Origin of the sequence: Chlorobaculum tepidum TLS, assembly GCF_000006985.1 — a bacterium.
GTDB classification, from domain to species: domain Bacteria; phylum Bacteroidota; class Chlorobiia; order Chlorobiales; family Chlorobiaceae; genus Chlorobaculum; species Chlorobaculum tepidum.
In genome coordinates, this window is sequence record NC_002932.3 from 1,611,699 (window position 1) to 1,628,273 (window position 16,575).

At 58.6% G+C, this 16,575-nt stretch carries 16 protein-coding genes; 11 read left to right on the forward strand and 5 right to left on the reverse strand.

Going from position 1 to position 16,575, the window contains the following annotated elements; translation table 11 throughout:
- The gene (locus tag AYT24_RS07660) at window positions 1–879 is read right to left on the reverse strand and encodes an ATP-binding protein (protein WP_010933364.1); all 879 of its coding nucleotides are present in this window, start codon (window positions 877–879) and stop codon (window positions 1–3) included.
- On the reverse strand, window positions 876–1,334 hold the full coding sequence (locus AYT24_RS07665; RefSeq protein ID WP_010933365.1) for an Rrf2 family transcriptional regulator: 459 nt from the start codon (window positions 1,332–1,334) through the stop codon (window positions 876–878). Before AYT24_RS07665 ends, AYT24_RS07660 begins: the two co-directional genes overlap by 4 nt.
- 228 nt (window positions 1,335–1,562) lie before the next feature.
- Between AYT24_RS07665 and AYT24_RS07670 the strand changes: the two genes are divergently transcribed.
- From AYT24_RS07670 to nth, 8 genes are all read left to right on the forward strand, one after another.
- Entirely contained in the window at window positions 1,563–2,477 is a 915-nt protein-coding gene (locus tag AYT24_RS07670; protein ID WP_164927071.1) for a class I SAM-dependent methyltransferase, read from the forward strand.
- Window positions 2,478–2,564: 87 nt separating this feature from the next.
- Window positions 2,565–3,020: a heme-binding domain-containing protein gene (locus AYT24_RS07675; protein ID WP_164927072.1), complete on the forward strand. Its 456-nt coding sequence runs from the start codon at window positions 2,565–2,567 to the stop codon at window positions 3,018–3,020.
- Window positions 3,021–3,145: 125 nt separating this feature from the next.
- Window positions 3,146–4,171, forward strand: a complete 1,026-nt coding sequence (locus tag AYT24_RS07680; RefSeq protein ID WP_010933368.1) for a site-2 protease family protein — start codon at window positions 3,146–3,148, stop codon at window positions 4,169–4,171.
- 10 nt (window positions 4,172–4,181) lie between these two features.
- On the forward strand, window positions 4,182–5,093 hold the full coding sequence (gene folP, locus AYT24_RS07685) for a dihydropteroate synthase (RefSeq protein ID WP_164927073.1): 912 nt from the start codon (window positions 4,182–4,184) through the stop codon (window positions 5,091–5,093).
- Window positions 5,094–5,204: 111 nt separating this feature from the next.
- A complete protein-coding gene (gene smc / locus AYT24_RS07690) occupies window positions 5,205–8,756 on the forward strand; it encodes a chromosome segregation protein SMC (RefSeq protein WP_010933370.1) in 3,552 nt (1,183 codons plus the stop codon).
- Between the two features lie 2 nt (window positions 8,757–8,758).
- Window positions 8,759–9,460: an HAD family hydrolase gene (locus AYT24_RS07695; RefSeq protein ID WP_010933371.1), complete on the forward strand. Its 702-nt coding sequence runs from the start codon at window positions 8,759–8,761 to the stop codon at window positions 9,458–9,460.
- A gap of 9 nt (window positions 9,461–9,469) precedes the next feature.
- The gene (gene nusB, locus AYT24_RS07700; protein WP_010933372.1) at window positions 9,470–9,964 is read left to right on the forward strand and encodes a transcription antitermination factor NusB; all 495 of its coding nucleotides are present in this window, start codon (window positions 9,470–9,472) and stop codon (window positions 9,962–9,964) included.
- An 18-nt stretch (window positions 9,965–9,982) separates the two neighbouring features.
- Window positions 9,983–10,624, forward strand: coding sequence for an endonuclease III (gene nth / locus AYT24_RS07705; RefSeq protein ID WP_010933373.1), 642 nt, complete (start codon window positions 9,983–9,985; stop codon window positions 10,622–10,624).
- Window positions 10,625–10,681: 57 nt separating this feature from the next.
- On the opposite strand, the gene AYT24_RS07710 is transcribed toward nth, so the two are convergent.
- From AYT24_RS07710 to AYT24_RS07720, 3 genes are all read right to left on the reverse strand, one after another.
- Entirely contained in the window at window positions 10,682–11,140 is a 459-nt protein-coding gene (locus tag AYT24_RS07710) for a hypothetical protein (protein ID WP_010933374.1), read from the reverse strand.
- An 84-nt stretch (window positions 11,141–11,224) separates the two neighbouring features.
- Window positions 11,225–13,057 (reverse strand): aminodeoxychorismate synthase component I, encoded by a 1,833-nt coding sequence (pabB, locus tag AYT24_RS07715; RefSeq protein ID WP_164927074.1) that lies wholly within the window; start codon window positions 13,055–13,057, stop codon window positions 11,225–11,227.
- A complete protein-coding gene (locus tag AYT24_RS07720) occupies window positions 13,057–14,613 on the reverse strand; it encodes a Ppx/GppA phosphatase family protein (RefSeq protein WP_010933376.1) in 1,557 nt (518 codons plus the stop codon). Before AYT24_RS07720 ends, pabB begins: the two co-directional genes overlap by 1 nt.
- 28 nt (window positions 14,614–14,641) lie before the next feature.
- On the opposite strand from AYT24_RS07720, the gene AYT24_RS07725 reads away from it, so the two are divergent.
- Genes AYT24_RS07725 through AYT24_RS07735 form a run of 3 tightly spaced genes read left to right on the forward strand, consistent with a single transcriptional unit; the run spans window position 14,642 to window position 16,489 of the window.
- Window positions 14,642–14,800, forward strand: a complete 159-nt coding sequence (locus AYT24_RS07725) for a hypothetical protein (protein ID WP_164927075.1) — start codon at window positions 14,642–14,644, stop codon at window positions 14,798–14,800.
- A gap of 21 nt (window positions 14,801–14,821) precedes the next feature.
- Complete coding sequence (locus tag AYT24_RS07730) at window positions 14,822–15,502, forward strand: diacylglycerol/polyprenol kinase family protein (RefSeq protein ID WP_010933377.1); 681 nt, start codon at window positions 14,822–14,824, stop codon at window positions 15,500–15,502.
- A 15-nt stretch (window positions 15,503–15,517) separates the two neighbouring features.
- A complete protein-coding gene (locus tag AYT24_RS07735; RefSeq protein WP_010933378.1) occupies window positions 15,518–16,489 on the forward strand; it encodes an L-threonylcarbamoyladenylate synthase in 972 nt (323 codons plus the stop codon).
- Window positions 16,490–16,575 lie beyond the last annotated feature (86 nt).

A 16,575-nucleotide genomic window follows, 5' to 3' on the forward strand; every position in this document is an offset into this window, starting at 1 on the left:
TCACATCCACTCCTCGCTCAGGGTGTCACCCTGCACGCCGATAACAATCTTTTTGACCGGAACCTTGCGCGAGGCTCTCCGCGACGCCTCCTCGACAATCGAAAGCAAGCCGCCGCAGCACGGCACCTCCATGATCGCCACGGTGATGGTGTTGATGCGCGCATGATCGATCATGGCTGCGAGCTTCTCCACGTAAACAGCGAGGCCGCTGTCAAGCTTCGGGCAGGCGACCGCGAGTGTCTTGCCGCGCAGAAGCCTGCTGTGAAAATCGCCTGCCGCGAATGCCACGCAGTCGGCAGCGAGAAGCAGGTCGGAACCCTCGAAGCAGGGCGCGATCGGCGAAACCAGATGCAACTGCACCGGCCACTGGCGAAGTTCGCTGAGCGCGTGAACCGCACCAGCAACGGGCGCTACCGATGATGCTTGCGCACTCCCGTTCGATGAACGGAAATCCATCGTGCGGCTGCCGGGGCATCCGCCACCGTGCTGCACATGTGCAGGATGGGCGGCGGCAACGGGCTGCTCAAGCGGGTTCGGAATCCCCTGCTCTTCGAGATATGCCAGCGCTTCACGCAGGTAATCATTGGCGCCATGATCGCGCAGGTGGCACAGATGTGCTGCAATCACGTTCGGCCCGGCCTTCACGATGCTCTCGGCCATCACGCGGCGCTCGTCATAAGGCTCGGCTTCGCGGGTCTCGACCTGCATCGCACCGGTCGGGCAGTGCCCGATGCAGGCGCCGAGGCCGTCGCAGAACAGGTCACTCACCAGCCGCGCCTTGCCGTCGATCACCTGAAGCGCCCCTTCCGGGCACGCCGGAATGCAATCGCCGCAGCCGGTGCATTTTTTCTCATCTATGGTTATGATCTGCCGTTTCATCGTGCTTCCTGTTGTTCTGTCTGTCTGGTTTTATTCATCGCTTCCACCGCCTTCAGATCGTCGATCAGCTTGCCAATGGTCACTTGCGAGAACTCGTTATTCACCATTTTTTCGATGCGCATGATCTCATGGCGCAAGACACAGTTGGCACGATTCGAGCAGAGCTGCTTGCGGAACATGCACTCCGAAAGCTGCACCTTGCCCTGAAAGATTTCGATCACATCGGCCACACCGATGTCACCAGGCTCTTTTGCGAGCTTCACGCCGCCGCCAGCGCCCTCTTTCGACTCCACCAGCCCGTTGCGGATCAGCTCCTGCAAGATGCGCCGCAGGAACTGGTAGGGAATCGCCTGTTCGTCGGAGATCACCTTCGCCGAAACCCATCCATCGGATTTCATCCCGAGAGAGATCAGTGCCCGGACGGCGTAGTCTGTTTCTTTGTTGAGTACCTTCATAATCGCTGAATTTCTGATACTAATTTAGTATCAGTTTATCAAAATACCAATAGAATTGCAAAAATTCCCGGTTGATTTTGTTTTCGCAAAAAAATCCGCTGTCTGACGAAAAGGCCCGACAGCTTCGATTTCCAAGCGGGGCAGTGTATATTTCATGGCATGTTCCGCACCCCTTCGATTTCTTTTTTTGTCACACGGCCACCTGCGCAGGCCACAACCTGGAAAACCATGCTTCAACTGGAAACCGCCGGATACAAAACGCTCAACGATCTTCGCTCACGCGGCGAGTTTCCTCCGGAATGGACGAACATCGATGAACTCGAACAGCTCACCGACCGGTTCATGGAGCGGTTTCGTGCTGAACGGTTCGAGGTATCGAAAGAGCTTGGTCCAGGGTTTGTCATCTCCGAACTGATCGACCAGACGCTCAGAACCAACGAACGCGAGAACATGGATGACGAAACCAAACCCGGCGAAGAACGGCTCGAATCGGTCAGGGCGCTCGACCGGATGAACCGGATGACATTCTCTTACGAGCATCAGTGCGATCTGCTCATGCCTTTGATTGAAAAGCTGGGACACTCGAGCAAAACGGTGGGCATCCTCGAACTTGCCTCCGGATCGGGTGGACTGGCCTTTGCTCTGGCAGAAAGAGCACAAAAGGCGGGCATCGAAGTCAGGATCACCGCTTCGGACATCGTCCCCGAAATGATCAGCGAAGGCAACCGGCTGGCAAGAGAAAAAAACCTGCCATTAAGCTTCAGACACCTGAATGCGTTTGACTTCGAAGGAATCGAACCCGGCTCGGCTGATCTGGTGGTCATTTCGCAAAGCCTGCACCACTTCACACCCGGCCAGCTCGCGCTCATGATCGCCCAGGCGAAGCGGCACGGCGCATCGGCGTTCGTTGGCCTCGACGGGTTCCGCAGTCTGCTGCTCATTGGCGGCGTACCGCTGGTGGCGAGCCTTCAGGGCATCGGAGATTTTACGCTTGACGGCCTGACCTCGGCCCGGAAATTCTATTCCGGAATCGAACTCGACATTATCGCCGCCATCGCCACAGGCAATGAGACGCATCGGGTAACCTGCTCCTGGCCGATGACCATCCTGCATGTACCGCTGAAGCCGCCAACCGGGCCATGATTGGTAAAGCAACGTAAAGGTTTTACTTTCATGGTACCGAACAGCTGACTTTTTCCCGGTCACAACTCACAAAAGGAGAACTTGTCCATGAAAATCGGCAAAGTATTGACAGTGGTTCTGGTCGTTCTTATTCTGATTCAGCTCATCCCCGGACCAAGCCACGAAAATCCACCGGTCACCGGCACACCCAAATGGGACAGCCCCCGGACGGAGGAACTGTTCAAGCGATCCTGCGCCAACTGCCACTCCAACGAAACCATCTGGCCCTGGTACAGCACCATCGCCCCGCTGTCGTGGATCATCAACCTCGACGTCAGTGTAGGCCGGTCGAAATTCAACGTCTCCGAATGGGGACGGCCCGGCAAAAACGATGGCGATGAAGCTGCCGGCGAACTCAGGCACGGCAAGATGCCGCCATGGTTTTACATGCCAGCGCATCCCGAGGCGAAGCTGACCGCCGCTGAGAAGGATGAACTGGTCAAGGGCTTGGCGGCAACCTTCGGCGACAAAAGTGCGGAAAAAGAAAAAAAAGAAGAGAAATAACACCGACACGGCACTTTCATGGCAGCCGGGTTGCGTGACGGTAACCCGGCATGCACGCTCCGGAGGCAATAATCCGGAAGCTTGTGCTATTTGCAAAATGACAAGGGCGTCAACCCCTATGACCAATGCCTGATTTTTCGTACGAAGAAACGAAGCTTACGACCGGCAGACACTATCCGATCCATCTTCTTCTTTTTGTCGCAACCCTGTTCACCACAACCTGGGCCGGAGCGATCTGGACAGGTATCCCCCCTTTCACGGCAAACAAGGCCGGATTTATCGAAGCACTCAAAACGGGTGTACCGTTTTCGCTCGCCCTGCTCGCCTTCCTGACCGTGCACGAGTTCGGCCACTTTTTCGCCACCGTGAAACATCGAATCCGCGCCACGCTGCCCTACTACATTCCACTACCGCCGCTGCCATTTCTCATGAGCATCGGCACCCTTGGCGCGATCATCCGCATCAAGGAGCCGATCCGGAGCCGCCGGGCGCTCTTCGATATTGGCGCGGCGGGTCCACTCGCCGGATTCACCGTCGCGCTCGGTCTGCTCATCTACGGCTTCCTGCACCTGCCGCTTGCTGAGTACATCTATTCGGTCCATCCGGACTACCGGGCAATGGGTGGCATTCCGCCCGCGCCAGCAGACACATTGTATCTCGGCAAAAATCTGCTCTTCATCCTGCTCGATGCACTGATCCAGCCGAAGGGACTGCCGCCGATGTATGAACTCTACCACTACCCGTTTCTTTTCGCCGGATGGCTCGCCTGTTTCGTCACTGCACTGAACCTCCTGCCCGTCGGCCAGCTCGATGGCGGGCACGTCATCTACGCCATGTTCGGCAGCGAGGGACACCGGAAAATCTCGAAGTTCTTCCTCGCGTTTATCACCGTCATCGGCGCGCCGTCGTTCATCCTCGGCGTACTCGAACTGATCAATCCGGCACTTGTTTTTCCTGTGCCGGAACTGCTGCTCCGCTGGTCATGGCCAGGCTGGATCATCTGGGCCATCATCCTTCGCCGCTTCCTCGGCACGAAGCACCCACAGGCGGGCAGCGACCATCCCTTGCCACCGGGACGGATGACTGCCGGATGGCTCTGCATCGCCGTTTTCATCCTGACCTTCACGCCGGTGCCATTCGCAATCAGTTGAGCTTTTCGTGATGAAACAGAATCTTGGGGATCAAAGCCGTTACCGTCTGAACTGCGCTGGTGCAATGCTCGACCTCTCGGCGCGTCCGGCCATCATGGGCATCGTCAACCTCACCCCCGATTCGTTCTTCGACGGCGGCAGCTACGGCAGCGCCGGAGAGGCGGTACAGCTCGAACGCGCCCTCGAATCGGCGATGGCGATGGCGCGGGCAGGCGCGGAGATCATCGACGTGGGCGGCGAATCGACCCGCCCTGGCTCGGCACCGGTCAGCGCAGAGGAGGAGATACGGCGAACCATTCCCTTCATCGAGCTTTTACGAAGGCAGAGCGATGTGCTGATCTCTATTGACACCTGGAAGTCAGAAGTTGCCGCCAAAGCGCTGCGGGCCGGAGTGAACATCGTCAACGACATTTCAGGCTTCAGCTTCGATCCGAAAATGCCGGGGGTGTGCGCCCGCCACCACTGTGGCGTGGTACTGATGCACACGCCCGCTAAACCGGACGCGCTCCGCTGGAGTTATAACACCAGCGCAGAGACGGAAGAGGTGATGAACCGCGTGACCACTTTCCTGAGCCGTTCGATAGCTATCGCCAGAGAACACGGCATCGAGTCAATCATCGTCGATCCCGGCCTCGGCTTCGGCAAAACCGTCGAGGAGAACTACCGACTGCTCGCGCGGCTCGACGAGCTGCACAAACTCGGCTGCCCGGTGCTCGCCGGAATATCGCGAAAGTCGTTTCTCGGCCAGGCGATCAGGCGCACCGGCGAGGAGACGCCACCGCCGTCGGAACGGCTCCTGGCCACCATCAGCGCCAACACCATCGCGCTCATGAACGGCGCAGATATCCTGCGCGTGCACGACGTCGATGCCGCCATCCAGGCTCGCGCCGTTGTGCTCGCAACCCGCCGCGCTTCGGACTGATCGGCGTCAACGCTCCGTTGTCTGGTTCGTCGATTTTTTTGTTAACTTTCGCCCGACAGCGACGTTCGCTCGGACGCCGTCGCTCTTTCGGAGACCGTTAATACCCCGTTCATGTACCTGTCGAAAATCGAACTTTTCGGCTTCAAAAGCTTCGCCCACAGGGTCAGGATACACTTCGACAAGGGGCTCACCGCCATTGTTGGGCCGAACGGGTGCGGCAAAACCAACGTTGTAGACGCCATCCGCTGGGTGCTCGGCGAGCAGAAATCGATGCTGCTCCGCTCACCAAAAATGGAGAACATCATCTTCAACGGCACCAAACGGCTCAAGCCTCTCAGTTTCACCGAGGTCTCCATCACCATTGAGAACACGCGCAACATCCTGCCGACCGAGTACACCGAGGTCACGGTGACACGCCGCCTCTACCGTAACGGCGACAGCGACTACCTGCTCAACATGGTGCCCTGCCGCCTCAAGGACATCCTCGACCTCTTCGCCGACACCGGCATGGGCAGCGACGCCTACTCGGTCATCGAGCTGAAGATGATCGAGGAAATCATCAGCAACAAGAGCGAGGAGCGCCTGAAGCTGTTTGAAGAAGCTGCCGGCATCACACGCTACAAGCAGCGACGCAAGCAGACCTTCCGCCAGCTCGAAAGCGCCAGCCGCGACCTGGCCCGCGTGGATGATGTGCTCGCCGAGGTGGAAAAGAAGGTGCGCAATCTCCGCTTGCAGGTGCGCAAAGCCGAACGGCTGAAGGAGATCAGGGAGGAGCTGCGTACACTCGACCTCACGCTCTCGGCCATCTCGATGGACGAACATTTGCAGAAACTCCGTCCGCTGCTCGACTCCATCGCCGCCGAGGAACGCCAGTGCCACGAACTTGCAGCCACCATCGCCAAACTCGACAGTGCGCATCAGGAATCCGAACTGCGCCAGCTTGAACTCGAACGAAAGCTCGCCGACGCCCAGAAGGAGCTGAACGCCTCCAACCAGCTCGTGCACACGCTTGAAAAGCAGCTCTTGCAGCACAAGGAGAAACAGAAAAACCTGCTGCAAACCATCGAACGCCTGAACTATTCGATAGCCGACAAGGGCCGCAAGCGGCTCGAACAGGAGGCGTTGTCGAAGGAGCTTTCGGAGAAGCAGACGCCGCTACAGGAAGTGTGCACCGCGCAGCTTGCCGAATTCGAGCGGCTGAAGAAGCAAGAGGTAGAGTTGAACTCGGCGCTCGACGCCAGCCGCCAGGCGCTGCAATCGGAGCGACGCGCCGTGGCCGAACTCCAGAAATCGCTGAACGCACTGAACCTGACCCGCCAGTCGCTCCGCACCCGCAAGGAGCATCTCGAAGGATCAGTTAACCGCCTCGACCAGCGCAAGCGTGATCTGGAGCGCTCGATGGAGCAGGCAGAGCCGGAACGCCGCCGCACGTCGGAGGCGATCGAAGAGAAAAAAATCGCCCTTGATGAGCTGAAAAAAGAGGAGGAGCGCCTCGTTGCACTCAAGGCGAGCATCACGGAGCAGAGCGAAAAAAAGAAGGAGGAGCTGCTTTCGCTCAAAAGCGAGCACAACCATCTGAACAACCGGATTGCGCTCTGCAACTCGATTCTCGAAAAGTTCGAAGGGCTGCCGGAGGGCGTGGCCTTCCTCGAAAAGCAGCGGGCGGGAAAACCCGGCCTCGGCTGCCTCTCCGACCTGATCTCCGTGCGAGAAAACGACAAAAAAGCAATCAACGCAGCCCTCGGCGAGAGCCTCGGCTACTACCTCTGCCGAAACCTTGAAGAGGCCAGACTCGCCGTGTCGAGCCTCGCGAAAGCTGACAAGGGCAAGGTGCACTTTCTGATTCTCGACCTCATCGACGGCGGCGCGAAGATTGACTACGCAGAAATCGAGGGAGCGCGCCGGGCCATCGATCTGGTCGAAACTCCGGCGGAGCTGTCGAAAGCCTTGAATTTGCTGTTGCAGCACTGCTACGTTGTGGCCGATCTCGATGCTGCCGAGCAGCTGGGGAAGAAGCACCCGGAGGCGCTTTTCATCACCGAAAAGGGCGAAAAGTTCACTCGCCGTGGCATGCTCTACGGCGGCAGCGCGAAGGGCGGCGAGAGCGTCAGACTTGGCAAAAAAGCCGAGCGCGACCGACTGCAGAAGCAGATGGCCGGCATGGCGGAAACCATCGCTGAAGCGGAAAACGCGCTTGCCGTGCTCCGCAAGGAGTTCAGCGCCATCGACACAGAGCGCGTAAAACGCGCCGCTGCATCGATCAGCCAGGAGATTTCAGCGCTCGAAAAACGACTCGCACGGCTCGAAGCCGAGGAGCGCTCCGGCGCGGATCAGATCGCCCACGCCGACCGGGAGCGGACCGCGCTGATCGCCTCCATGCAGAGCGTGCTCGACGAACTTGAGAAAACACAGCCCGAAACCCTGCGCATCGAAGCGGAGATCGAAACCGCTCAGCAAAAAGTGAACGTCATGCAGGAGGAGCTTTCCGCCGGGGAGAGTCGCAGCCGGGCGTTGCACGCAGAACTTCAGGCGCAGCAGGGACGCTACCGCGACGCACAGCTCGATCTCGAAAAACACAGATTCCGCGCGAGCGCCTGCCAGCAGACAATCGTCACGCTCAGCGATGAGATCGAGGGAATGCAGCACCAGATCGCGCGGGCGGAAAAAGAGGTGGCCGAACTCGGCCAGTCAATCGCCCAGGCGACGGCTGAGCACGAACAGGCCGTGGTCGTCTCGGCCCGCCAGCAGGAGGCGCTCAACGAACTGGAGTCCTCATACCGCGATCTCCAGACCAAAAACCATGACACGCTGTCCAACCTCCGGGATCTGCGCCGCAAGCACGACCTTTCTCAGCAGATGCTCGCCGAGTTCAACAACCGCAAGGCAAAGCTCGAACAGGAGATTGCCCACTTGCAGGCCACGGTGATGGAACGTTACGGTGTTGAGCTTGAGATGATGCCCGCGCATGTACCAGAGGGTTTTGACGTCGCCGCATCACGAGAGCGACTCGCCTACCTGCAAAAACAGAAAGAGCAGTTCGGTGGCGTGAACGAACTGGCGCTGGAGGAGTACGAAAGCGAAAAGGAGCGCCTCGATTTCCTGACTGCTCAGAAAGAGGATCTGGTCAGCGCCGAAAAGCAGCTCAGAGAGACCATCGAGGAGATCAACCGTACGGCGCTCGAAAAATTCCGGGAAACCTTCAACCAGGTGCGGAAGAACTTCATCCGGATTTTCCACGACCTGTTCGATCCTGAAGACGAGGTTGATCTGCTCATCACCACCTCGGATGAAGACCCGCTCGAAGCGCACATCCAGATCGTCGCCAAGCCACGCGGCAAGAAACCGCTGGCCATCGAGCAGCTTAGCGGCGGCGAAAAAGCGCTGACTGCCCTGTCGCTGCTGTTTGCGATCTACCTGGTCAAGCCGAGCCCCTTCTGCATCCTCGACGAAGTCGATGCGCCGCTCGACGACGCCAACGTCGGGCGCTTCATCAAGCTTCTGAAAAAATTTGAGAATAACACTCAATTTATTATCGTTACGCACAACAAAAAAAGCATGGCCTCGTGCCAGGCACTTTACGGCGTCACGATGGAAGAGGAAGGAGTCTCGAAACTCATTCCGGTCAAGATCGAAAACGCACGCTCTGAGGAAACAGCATCCTGATTATGTCCCGCACACTTGTTCTGTTCGACATCGATGGAACCCTTTTGAAAGTCGAAAGCATGAACCGGCGCGTGCTGGCCGACGCGCTCATCGAGGTGTACGGCACCGAAGGCAGCACCGGCAGTCACGACTTCTCCGGCAAAATGGACGGAGCAATCATCTACGAAGTGCTCTCCAACGTCGGACTTGAACGTGCCGAAATTGCAGACAAGTTCGATAAAGCCAAGGAAACCTACATCGCACTTTTCCGCGAACGCGCACGGCGTGAAGACATCACCCTGCTTGAAGGGGTTCGCGAACTGCTCGACGCGCTCTCGTCCCGTTCCGACGTTCTGCTCGGCCTGTTGACCGGCAACTTCGAGGCCTCCGGACGCCACAAACTCAAACTCCCCGGCATCGATCACTACTTTCCGTTCGGCGCATTCGCCGACGATGCCCTCGACCGCAACGAACTTCCCCATATCGCGCTCGAACGGGCCCGGCGCATGACCGGAGCAAACTATTCCCCCTCGCAAATCGTTATTATCGGCGACACCGAACACGACATTCGTTGCGCGCGCGAACTCGATGCCCGCTCGATCGCCGTAGCGACCGGCAATTTTACGATGGAGGAGCTGGCCCGGCACAAACCAGGAACGCTGTTCAAAAATTTTGCCGAGACCGATGAAGTTCTCGCCAGCATCCTTACACCAAAACACTCTTAATTCCGCATCATGAAGACCTACCGACGGCAGCTCAGAGAAAAAATCATTCAGGCGCTTTACACGCTTGAACTCCGGGATGTCGATACCGATTCAGCGGCAAACTGGCTCCTGACCAAAGAGATCATGGACGATCCCAACGCGATGAAATTCTTCAACCACCTGATGCAGAGCATCGTCAGGAACCGCGAAGAGATCGACCGATATATCGCAAAGCACACCTTCAACTGGGACATGAGCCGTATCGCGATCATCGACAAGAATATCCTGCGCATGGCACTCGCCGAGATTCTCTACTGCGAGGATATTCCGCCGAAGGTGTCGATCAACGAAGCCATCGAGATCGCCAAGAAGTTCAGCAGCACCGACAAGAGCAGCAAGTTCGTCAACGGCATTCTCGACGCCATCTTCAACGACATGAAGGCTGAAGGACGGATCAAAAAGTGCGGACGAGGCCTGGTCGACCACTCCGAACAGAAAATGCAGAAAACGGAAAACAACCGGTAACCAGCTCTTTCAACAACGATGACCACTTCCGTGAGCGAAAAGATCGCCTTTATCGAAAAGGCGCTGTCGGTGATCTGGCCGAACCCGAAAAGCGAGCTGAACTTCGAAAGCCCTTTTCAGTTGCTGGTCGCCACCATCATGGCCGCGCAGGCCACGGACAAAAAGGTCAACGAACTCACCGCCGTACTCTTCAAAGCCGCGCCTGACGCCGCGAGCATGAGCCGGATGGATGTGGAGGATATCAGGACGATTATCCGCCCGATCAACTACTACAACAACAAGGCGAAAAATATTCTCGCCATGAGCCGGCGCCTCGTCGATGAGTTCGGTGGCGAGGTTCCTGCGTCACGCGAAGCACTGGAAAGCCTGCCGGGTGTGGGCAGGAAAACCGCCAACGTGGTGCTCGGCAACGCCTTCGGCATCCCCGCCATGCCGGTGGACACTCACGTCCACCGCGTCTCGAACCGCATTGGCCTCTGCAAAACCTCGAAGCCTGAAGAGACCGAAGAGGCACTGGTCAAAGTCATTCCGGAAGAAAAACTTATCGACTTCCACCACTACCTGCTGCTGCACGGCCGCTACACCTGCAAAGCAAAAAAGCCCGAATGCGCGAACTGCGCGATTCGGGAAATCTGCGAATGGCCTGAAAAAACGTTGTAAGAGAAGAGCATTCTTCTGAAAATCACTCTTCTCTTCATCCTTCAGGCTCACCTCTTCTTACGGCAGCTCTATCTTTTTATCCACCGCATACATCCACTCGCACTCGGGCCTGCCCCTTGTTCCGGCCCAGAGTTCGACCGTGATACCCTGATTGGCAGAAGCTACGGAAGTGAAAATTTCAATCTGGTAGTAGAGTTCGCCGAGAAAATCAGCCCATGCCGCATCGAGCGGATTTTCGGAACTGGCGTACTCTGCCGCCGGTTCGATGGCCGAGCTGCCGGTAGCAAACCAGTCCGACAGACAGAGATAGCTGTCCGGCATGAGGCAACCGCCCCGGAAGGTGCCGCGTGGATGCTTCACGCCGGGAATCTCCACCCAAAATTCAAGCCGGGCGTCAGGCGTGAGCTGGCCGTCTCCGGCAAGCTTTTCGAGCAGCTGGGTGACGGTCTCTCTGACAAGTGCCTTGCTCGCATCGGAAAGTTCGAGCAGTTTGAAATTCGGCGTGTGGTCTCTCATGGTGGAAAGCTGTTAGCGGTTGCTTAAGATGAGTCCTAGCATCAATATACAGCTCAAGCCGTTGCGCTTCAACCTCCGGTGCGCTTATTCCGGAAAGACGATCGCCACCGGGCGCACGCCGCGCAGTGAGTTGCAAACGAACACCATATCGGCCCGGTGCAGATCGTCAAGGGTAAACGCTTTTTCGACGATCCACGGGCGCGAGCGCAGGAGGTAGCGGCGGAAAACACCATTGAGCAGTCCGCACGACTCCGGCGGCGTCAGCCAGCGCCCGTCGATGCGGGCGAGCACATTGCTGATCGCCCCTTCGGTGACTTCGTTGCGCTCGTTCAGAAACAGTACTTCGCCGAATCCACGCTCCCGCGCCTCGCGCAAGGCGCGATCGTACCGCTCGCGAGCGACGCTCTTGTGCCGAAGCAGCGGATCGCGCGAATCGACCCGCTCGGCGGCAATGCAGACCCGGACGGACTTGCCGGATGCATCGAAATCGAACGGCTCCGAAGTTATCAAAATCCCACCGTCGTGAGAAAGTGTAAGCCGCACGCGATGCCTGCCACCGTTTTTCCTCAACTCGCGTTCCTTGGCAGACAGCGCCTCGGCGATAGCGGCGCGGTCGAACGTAAATCCGAGCGCCATGGCGGACGAAACGAGCCGGTCGAGATGGTCGCCAGCCAGCAGGAACTCCCCGCCGTTCCATTGCATCGTCTCGAAAATGCCCGGAACCGATGGATCGGAGGGCGGCACGAGGTCGGCGAGAATCCGCGTCTTGAGCATACATTCGCGAAACTCCGCGTGCGGGTCGGAGTCCCAGACGATGCCGCTCCCCGTACCGTAAACACCGCTCTGCCCTCGCAGTTCGATGGTACGGATCGCCACGTTGAAGGCCATACGCCCTTCGGGCAGCATGAAACCGACCGCGCCGGTGTAAACCCCTCGCAGGCTTTTTTCCAACTCGCAGATGAGCTGCATCGCCCGCACCTTCGGCGCACCGGTCACGGAGCCGGAGGGAAACAGCGCCCGGAAAAGATCGTGCAGCCGGGTCGCCGGACGCAGCTCGCCACGCACGGTCGAAACCATCTGGTGCAGCGTCGGATAGGTCTGCGTCTCGAACAGCCCGGAGGCCTGCACCGAGCCGGTCGCGCAGATGCGCCCCAGGTCGTTGCGCAACAGATCGACGATCATCAGGTTCTCCGCGCGGTTCTTCTCACACTTTGCCAGCCCCGCCTTTTCGGCGAGGTCTTCTTCGGGCCGCTCGCGGCGCGGCGCGGTGCCCTTCATCGGCATGGTTTCGATCAAGCGGCCATCGCTGGCGAAAAAGAGTTCAGGGGAAAAGGAAAGAATCTGACGGTCGCCGGTGTTGAGGAAGGCCGACCACGGCGAGGGTTGGCGACGCTTCATCTTGACGTAAAGCGCTTCGACAGCACCGTCGAAGCTGAAGCGGCAGCGCCCGGTGAAGTTTGCCTGATAGACGTTGCCCGCCGCGATCTCAGTCCGAAGTCTGTCGATGCGCTCGCAATACTCCGCCTCGCTGAACTCGAAACCGAATCCGCTGACTGCGCAGCTCCGCGCCGCTGCCGCCGCGTCCTCGGCCTCAACCGTTTCGCGGCGGACGCGCTCCGGGCGACCATAGACGCCGAACCAGCCAAGAAGCTCGCGATCAGCCCCGGCAGATGCGAGAGCCGCGAGTGCCGGATCGAGCAGGTAACCCGCCTCATAGCTGAGCCATCCAGCGAGGCAGAGGCCTGCGTCGAGCCGCGACTCCAGCGTGGCGAACCACGGCGCGACGCTGTCGCCCGCATGGAGCGTCAGCGTTTCGAGCGGATCGGAGAAAAAGAGGGAATCGCCGTAGAGCGCGCCGGGCAAGGTCGATTCAAACCAGAGCGATCCCGGACTAGCAAGCTTTTCGTACAAAGCCATTACCGGACGCGGGCTTCGATCAGAATGGGTTTCCCGAGCACCTCTTCGAGCCACTCCTTTAGCCCGCAAGCCGCCCAGAGTTCGATGTCAGGCTCGAACTGCGTGAGCGCTTCGAGCACGATGCGCTCCTGGTCGATGCGGGCCGTGATCGACTGCACATTCTGGCGGTGGCCCCGTTCGAGACCATTGGCGATGCGCAGGATGCCGGAGAGCACATCGACCACACGGCGGTGCGAGGGCTTGAGCTGGCTGTAGAGTGGATGCCTTTCGGTGGGCGGCTGCTTGCGGTGATAGCGGGCGACGTTGCCGATGATGTCGATTTCGGTCGGTGAAAAGCCGCGCAGATCGGCGTTCATGATAATGTACTGGCTGTGCTTGTGGTGCGCCGAAATCGAGATGAACTCCCCGATATTGTGCAGCATCGCCGCGTATTCGAGCAGCTCGCGGTAGCGCTCCTTGAGCCCGTGCAGCGGATGGAGTTCGTCGAAGAGCATCAGCGCAAGACGGGCAACCTGCTCCGAGTGCGGCTTGTGCCAGTTGCAGCGGTAGCCGAGTTCCATCACGCTCTGCCGCCGGATGTCGAGCTGGCTACTGCCGTCACGCCCCCGGATCAAGGCGATCTGGTGCAGCACCATTCCTTCGCGCAGCGCTGAATCGGAGATCACCACATCCTTGATGCCAAACACCCGGAAGATCGTGTCAAAGAGGATCAGCCCCGGCACAATCAGATCGACGCGCTTCTCGTCGAGGCCGGTCAGCTTGCGCCGCGCCGAAGCGTCCATCGCGATCACCTGCCGGTAGAAGCTCTCGAACTCCTGACGGGTAAAGCTGCTCTGGTTCAGCACGTCCGCCCCATCGGCATGCTTGCCCAAGCGAATCATGCGGGCGATGTTCTGCGCCGTACCTGACGAGGCGATGGCTCGGCTCACGCCAAGTTCGTGCGCCATCTCCGCCGCGCCGCCATACATCTCGGCGGCGAAAAACTGCTGCAACAAATGCAGCTCGTGTGCCGAAACCGGATCGGTAGTCACGAAACGCTCCAGCATTCTGGCCACGCCGATCTTGCGGCTTTCGAGCAGGTGCACCTTCGACTTGTCGGCGATGATGAACTCCACCGACCCGCCGCCGATGTCAAACAAAAGATCCGGTTTGTCACGCAGCGTCACGGCATTGCGCACACCGTAGTAGATGAACTGCGCCTCCTCCTTGCCGGTAATCACCCGAATCTTCAGGCCGGTTTCGCGCCGCACCATGTCGATAAACTCGTCGCGGTTATCGGCCTCGCGAATGGCGCTGGTGGCAAAGGCGAGAATGTTGTGCAGCGCGACACCCCGCTGGGTGGCCAGTACAATGAAGTTCCGGAGCGTAGCCACGCCAGCCTCCATCGCCCCGTCATCGAGCCGTTTGGTGGAAATGCTGCCACGCCCGATACAGATCATGTCCTTGACACGATCGATTTCCACAATGCCCTTCTCTTCGCTCTCCTCGACGATGACCATGTGAAAGGAGTTGGTGCCAAGATCGATGGCGGCCACCCTGAGTTTCTCTGATGACATGCGCTTGAACCTGATAACGGAAACTTCTGTGAATAAAATAAGCGATTTCACCAAAAAACGAACCCCCTTCAGCCAGGTGTTCATGGACGAATTTCTCGCGCCCTCGATTGGCCTGCTCTCTTTTCCACATCCGGAATTTTCGGTGTATATTCAGCACGTCATTTTTTACCGGCTGCATGATGAGTAACACGTCAGGACACTACGCGTAATGGATCGAATGTTTAAAACCGCAAAAGTCGAAACGGATTCCGACCATCTCGATTTCCGTTACGAGTTCGCGCGCAAGGCGATCCACCTCTCGTCCCTGCTGATTCCACTGATTTACTGGCACATCGGCAAAAAGCAGGCACTCCTGATCCTCACTCCGGTGACGGCGGGATTTTTTCTGGTGGATGTTGCCAAGCACTTCGTGCCATTCCTTTCGACCTGGTACCATTCGACCTTCGGCACCATGCTGCGGCATCACGAGCTGAACCGGGAGCGCCTGCATCTGAACGGCGCGACCTGGATCACCCTCGCGGCATTCGCCCTGATCGCCTTTTTCCCGAAAACGATTGCCGTTGCAGCTTTCGCGATGGTGTCGGTGTCGGACACGGTGGCAGCACTGGTTGGCAAGCGATTTGGACGGCACCGCTTCGGCCAGAAAAGCTTCGAGGGAAGCCTGGCGTTTTTCGTGAGCGCCCTGCCCGTCGTCCTGTCCATCCCCGGCATGATCTTTCCGGCAGCGATCGTCATGGCAATCACCGGCACCATCACCGAGGCGCTGGTGCTGAAGATCGGCGTTTTCAGGATCGACGACAATTTCAGCGTGCCGCTGGCCGGAGCCATCGCGGGCCTCTGCTGCTACACCTGGTTTTTCCCCGAAGCGCTGAAGGCGCTCGCACACTGACCGCACCCCTCATCGATGCAGACCCTCGTGACTGACCGGCCTGAAGAGGCCGCAAGCTGGCTCAATCGTAGCGAAACGGTCGCATTTCCGACCGAAACTGTTTACGGTCTCGGAGCCGACGCCTTTAATCCGGACGCTGTGGCGAAAATTTTCAAGGCGAAAGGACGGCCTTCGGACAACCCACTGATCGTGCACGTAGCGACGCCGGAGCAAATTGGCGAGGTGGCGGCGGAGATCGGTGAGACGGCAAAGATACTCGTCGAGCGCTTTTTCCCCGGCCCGCTGACGCTGGTGCTAAAAAAGCGCGCCGCCGTGCCGGAGATTGTCTCCGCCGGTCTGCCGACCATCGGCGTGCGCTGCCCGTCGCACCCAATCGCCTCGGAGTTTCTGCGCCACTGCAAACACCCGGTCGCCGCGCCGTCAGCCAACGTTTCAGGACGCCCAAGCCCGACCGACTGGAAAACCGTCTACCACGACCTCGGCGGCAAAATCGCCTGCCTTTTGCGCGGCGAACCAAGCACCATCGGCCTTGAATCGACCATCGTTGACTGCTCGGTCAACCCGCCGCGCCTGTTGCGCACCGGAGCCGTCAGCATCGAATTGCTCCGCGAGTTGGTGCCCGACATCGAAATAGCGACCGCCTGCAAGCCGGGCGAAGCCCCGAAAAGCCCCGGCCAGAAATACCGCCACTACAGCCCCGAAGCCGAAATCATCCTCGTCGAATCTCCACCATCAAACCTGCAGACAGACTTGCACGCTGCATGGATCGGCCTTGCCGCTCCGCCCGCCGGAGCCGCAAAATCTCTCCAATGCCGCGACATGGACGAATACGCCCGCGTGCTGTTCGGATTTTTCAGGACGTGCGATGCAGAAGGGATTCGAACAATTTATTGCGAACTGCCGCCGGAAAAGGGGATCGGACGGGCGATACGGGATCGATTGGTTAAGGCTGCGGGAGAGGAAGTAAAAAATTCAGATAAGCAATAAACATCTGTCAAAGGGTCTGTAAGATACCGTGTGTAAACGGTTATAGTTTCCTCTCATGTAACAAGGAGGAAAACCATGTCTTTTTG

What these genes read in the sequence shown, in the direction of transcription:
- AYT24_RS07675 (WP_164927072.1), top strand. Translation starts at nt 2,565, where the DNA reads ATGAAAATCGGCAAAGTATTGACAGTGGTTCTGGTCGTTCTTATTCTG.
- AYT24_RS07720 (WP_010933376.1), bottom strand. Translation starts at nt 14,613, where the DNA reads ATGTCATCAGAGAAACTCAGGGTGGCCGCCATCGATCTTGGCACCAAC.
- nusB (WP_010933372.1), top strand. Translation starts at nt 9,470, where the DNA reads ATGAAGACCTACCGACGGCAGCTCAGAGAAAAAATCATTCAGGCGCTT.
- smc (WP_010933370.1), top strand. Translation starts at nt 5,205, where the DNA reads ATGTACCTGTCGAAAATCGAACTTTTCGGCTTCAAAAGCTTCGCCCAC.
- AYT24_RS07670 (WP_164927071.1), top strand. Translation starts at nt 1,563, where the DNA reads ATGCTTCAACTGGAAACCGCCGGATACAAAACGCTCAACGATCTTCGC.
- AYT24_RS07660 (WP_010933364.1), bottom strand. Translation starts at nt 879, where the DNA reads ATGAAACGGCAGATCATAACCATAGATGAGAAAAAATGCACCGGCTGC.
- folP (WP_164927073.1), top strand. Translation starts at nt 4,182, where the DNA reads ATGAAACAGAATCTTGGGGATCAAAGCCGTTACCGTCTGAACTGCGCT.
- AYT24_RS07695 (WP_010933371.1), top strand. Translation starts at nt 8,759, where the DNA reads ATGTCCCGCACACTTGTTCTGTTCGACATCGATGGAACCCTTTTGAAA.
- AYT24_RS07735 (WP_010933378.1), top strand. Translation starts at nt 15,518, where the DNA reads ATGCAGACCCTCGTGACTGACCGGCCTGAAGAGGCCGCAAGCTGGCTC.
- AYT24_RS07730 (WP_010933377.1), top strand. Translation starts at nt 14,822, where the DNA reads ATGGATCGAATGTTTAAAACCGCAAAAGTCGAAACGGATTCCGACCAT.
- AYT24_RS07680 (WP_010933368.1), top strand. Translation starts at nt 3,146, where the DNA reads ATGCCTGATTTTTCGTACGAAGAAACGAAGCTTACGACCGGCAGACAC.
- nth (WP_010933373.1), top strand. Translation starts at nt 9,983, where the DNA reads ATGACCACTTCCGTGAGCGAAAAGATCGCCTTTATCGAAAAGGCGCTG.
- AYT24_RS07665 (WP_010933365.1), bottom strand. Translation starts at nt 1,334, where the DNA reads ATGAAGGTACTCAACAAAGAAACAGACTACGCCGTCCGGGCACTGATC.
- pabB (WP_164927074.1), bottom strand. Translation starts at nt 13,057, where the DNA reads ATGGCTTTGTACGAAAAGCTTGCTAGTCCGGGATCGCTCTGGTTTGAA.
- AYT24_RS07710 (WP_010933374.1), bottom strand. Translation starts at nt 11,140, where the DNA reads ATGAGAGACCACACGCCGAATTTCAAACTGCTCGAACTTTCCGATGCG.